This window comes from Hyphomonas sp., from assembly GCF_046313735.1.
In the GTDB taxonomy this organism is placed as follows: domain Bacteria; phylum Pseudomonadota; class Alphaproteobacteria; order Caulobacterales; family Hyphomonadaceae; genus Hyphomonas.
This window is the reverse complement of record NZ_JBKBXW010000070.1, coordinates 1-3343: the sequence shown is the minus strand read 5'-3', so window position 1 is coordinate 3343 and position 3343 is coordinate 1. Positions and strand designations below refer to the sequence as shown.

Genomic DNA, 3343 nt, shown 5'->3' with positions numbered 1-3343 from the left:
GCATTGGCGATTCGCGCAGGGTGAGGATGCGCATCAGTCAGGTATACTGCAAAGTATTAACGCCGCTTTACGCCTTCCGCTGGGCCTCATTGCGGCCCGCGCCGGAACATGTCACGAACAGGCCGTCATGCCGAGTCTTTGCAGGGATTGCCACAAGATCAGCGAGGCTGCCAGCGCGGCCTGCCCGGCCTGTGGCCATACAAGGCTTGTATACCATTCCGAGCTTGCAAGGCTGGGAATTGCGCATGTCGACTGTGATGCTTTCTACGCTTCGGTCGAGAAGCGGGACAATCCGGCGCTCAAGCATGTCCCTTTGATTGTCGGCGGCGGGCAGCGGGGCGTCGTGACGACGTGTTGCTACATCGCCCGGCTGTATGGGGTCCGCTCGGCCATGCCGATGTTCAAGGCGCTGAAGGCGTGCCCGGACGCAGTCGTGGTGCCGCCGGATTTCCGCAAATACCACACGGCGGCGAAGGCGATCCGCGCCGAAATGGACCGGCTGACGCCGCTGGTGCAGCAGGTGTCGATCGATGAGGCGTATCTGGACCTGGCCGGCACCGAGCGCCTGCATGGGGAGCCGCCGGCCGCCAGCCTGTCGCGCCTGGCGGCCAACGTGGAGCGCGAAGTCGGCGTGACCGTCTCGATCGGCCTGTCCGCCAACAAATTCCTCGCCAAGACAGCAAGCGAACTCGACAAGCCCCGCGGCTTCGCGATCATCGCGCCGTCCGAGGCCGAGGCGTTTCTGGCCCCGCGCGAGGTGGCTTTCCTGCACGGCGTGGGGCCACGCTTTGCGGAATCGCTGATCCGGGATGGTTTCCACACTATCGGCGACCTCCAGGCGGCCGAAGTGAAGGACCTGATCCGGCGCTATGGCGAGACCGGCGACTGGCTCAAACGCTGCGCTCATGGGCGGGACAACCGGCCGGTGAGTCCGTTCAGCGTGCGCAAGTCAATCTCCAGCGAGACGACATTCTTCGAGGACATCGCCGAGATTGGCCCGCTGGAGGACCAGCTCTGGCGGCTCAGCGTCAAGACGGCCGACCGGGCGAAGGCCGAGGGAAGTTCGGGGCGGGTCGTGACGCTGAAGCTCAAGACCAGCGCGTTTCAGCCGTTGACCCGGCGCATCTCGCTGCCCCAGCCGACGCAGCTGGCGCAGGAAATATTCCGTGCCGCGCGGCCTCTGCTCGCAAAGGAAGTGACCGGACGGGTGAAATACCGGCTGATCGGGGTCGGCCTGTCGGACCTGTCCGACTATCAGGCCGATGCCGCTGACCTCGTGGACCCGAAGATCGCCAAACGCGCCGCCGCTGAGCGCGCCTCAGACAAAGCCAGGGCCAAGTTCGGCGCGGGGGCCGTCGTCACAGGACGCGCGGCGAAGACCGGCCGCAAGACCGAGGGCTGACACCTGCGCCGCCGCAAGCTAGGAGGGGCGAAACCAGATGATCAGGAGCGCCCCCATGTCCACGCCCGAAGCCCGCCTCGATGCCCTCGGCATCGTCCTGCCCGCACCGATGAAGCCGGTCGCGACCTATGTGCCCTATGTGATCACCGGCAATCTGCTTTACGTGTCGGGTCAGGTCTCGGCGACGGCGGATGGGCGCATCCTCGGGCGCCTGGGCGAGAATATGGAGCTTTCCGCGGGCCAGCACGCCGCGCGCATCTGCGGCATCAATCTGATAGCCCAGTGCAAGGCCGCAGTTGGAGACCTCAGCCGGATCAAGCGCGTCGTGAAGCTGGGCGGGTTCGTCAATTCGGCGCCTGCCTTCATCGACATCCCGCAGGTGGTGAATGGCTGTTCGGACCTCATGGTCGAAGTGTTCGGGGCCGAGGTCGGCGCGCATGCGCGCTCCGCGGTCGCCTGCCCGACCCTGCCGCTCGGCGTGGCGGTCGAAGTCGACGGCGTCTTCGAGATCGCCTGAGCCGGAGAAACGCGGATGGCCCGCCCGTTCGACCTGAAGCGATTTGCCTATGCTCATCGCGGCCTCTGGGCCGAGGGCGGCGCACCGGAAAATTCGATGACGGCCTTCCGGGCCGCAGGTGCCGCAGGGCTTGGCATCGAGCTGGACCTGCGCCCCTCGGCTGAGGGCGAGGTGATGATCTTCCACGACACAGTGCTCGGCCGGATGACCGGGCAGGACGGCGCGTTCGAAGATATGCCTGTGAGCGCACTGGCAGATTTACGCCTAGACGGGACGGGCGACGGCGTGCCCCGATTCGAGGACCTGCTCGCTGAGTGGCCAGCGGACCTCCCCATGCTGGCCGAGATGAAGATCGATGGCAGCACGGACCCGGCCGCTTTTGCGGCCCAGGTGGCAGCCATGCTGAACGCGTGGAACGGCGCCGCCGCAGCGATGAGCTTTTCCGAGGCGGCGGTGCGTGCGCTTCCTGAAAGCCTGATGCGGGGGCAGCTGATCGCGCCTGTCTTCCATGCGGGTGAGGACCGCTTTCGCGCCGTTGCCGCCCGTGCGCTCGCGGATGGCATTCCTTATCTTGCCGTTCACTACACCGATATGACCCTGGCGGCTGAGATCACCGAGGACCGCGGCACGGCCCTTGCCGTGTGGACGCTCCGCAGCGAGGCGGATCTTGCGGCGGTGCGACCCTTTTCCCCGGCTCTGATCTTTGAACATTTTGATCCGGCGCTGGCAGTCGGGGCCACGGCGCCCTAGATGCACCGGCATGGATGCCGCCCTCCCTCAGATCAGTCTCGCCACTTCGCTCGCGGCCATCTCGCCGGAGGACTGGAACGCCGTCGCGAACCCTATCGGCCTGCCTTACGACCCGTTCCTGAGCTGGGAGTTCCTCGAGGCGATGGAGCACTCCGGCGCGGCGACTCCGAGGACCGGCTGGCGCGGCAGCCATATCCTGGCGCATGACGTGAGCGGACGCCTGCGCGGGGCGATGCCGATGTGGTTCAAGAACCATTCGCGCGGAGAATTCGTGTTCGACCAGTCCTGGGCGGAAGCGTGGCAACGATCCGGCGGCAATTACTATCCGAAGCTTCTGTGCGCGGTTCCGTTCACGCCGGTCACCGGGCGGCGCCTGCTGGTTGCGCCGGGACCGGATAGGGAGCTTTACCGTGCCGCGCTGCTGGAAGGCGCGCTGGAGGTGAGCCGGCGCGCTGGGGTTTCGTCCCTCCACATCAACTTTATTGAGGCGGAGGCAGCGCCTGCGCTCGAACGCGCCGGGCTACTCATCCGTACCGACCAGCAATTTCACTGGAAGAATGACGGCTACGGATCATTCGGAGACTTTCTCGCCACCCTGTCCTCCGAGAAACGGAAAAACCTGCGCAAGGAACGCGCCAAGGCGCAGGAGGGACTGACCTTCCGCCACATCACGG

Annotated in this window: 4 protein-coding genes; all 4 read left to right on the top strand. The window is 65.9% G+C overall.

The window, feature by feature from the left end:
- The first annotated feature begins 127 nt into the window (after window positions 1-127).
- Window positions 128-1402, top strand: coding sequence for a DNA polymerase IV (locus tag ACK4SV_RS16260; RefSeq protein ID WP_409918890.1), 1275 nt, complete (start codon window positions 128-130; stop codon window positions 1400-1402).
- A 55-nt stretch (window positions 1403-1457) separates the two neighbouring features.
- Window positions 1458-1919: a RidA family protein gene (locus ACK4SV_RS16255; RefSeq protein WP_409918889.1), complete on the top strand. Its 462-nt coding sequence runs from the start codon at window positions 1458-1460 to the stop codon at window positions 1917-1919.
- A gap of 15 nt (window positions 1920-1934) precedes the next feature.
- Entirely contained in the window at window positions 1935-2669 is a 735-nt protein-coding gene (locus ACK4SV_RS16250; protein ID WP_409918888.1) for a glycerophosphodiester phosphodiesterase family protein, read from the top strand.
- A gap of 10 nt (window positions 2670-2679) precedes the next feature.
- The coding region (locus ACK4SV_RS16245; RefSeq protein WP_409918887.1) for a peptidogalycan biosysnthesis protein at window positions 2680-3343 on the top strand (664 nt) is incomplete at its 3' end.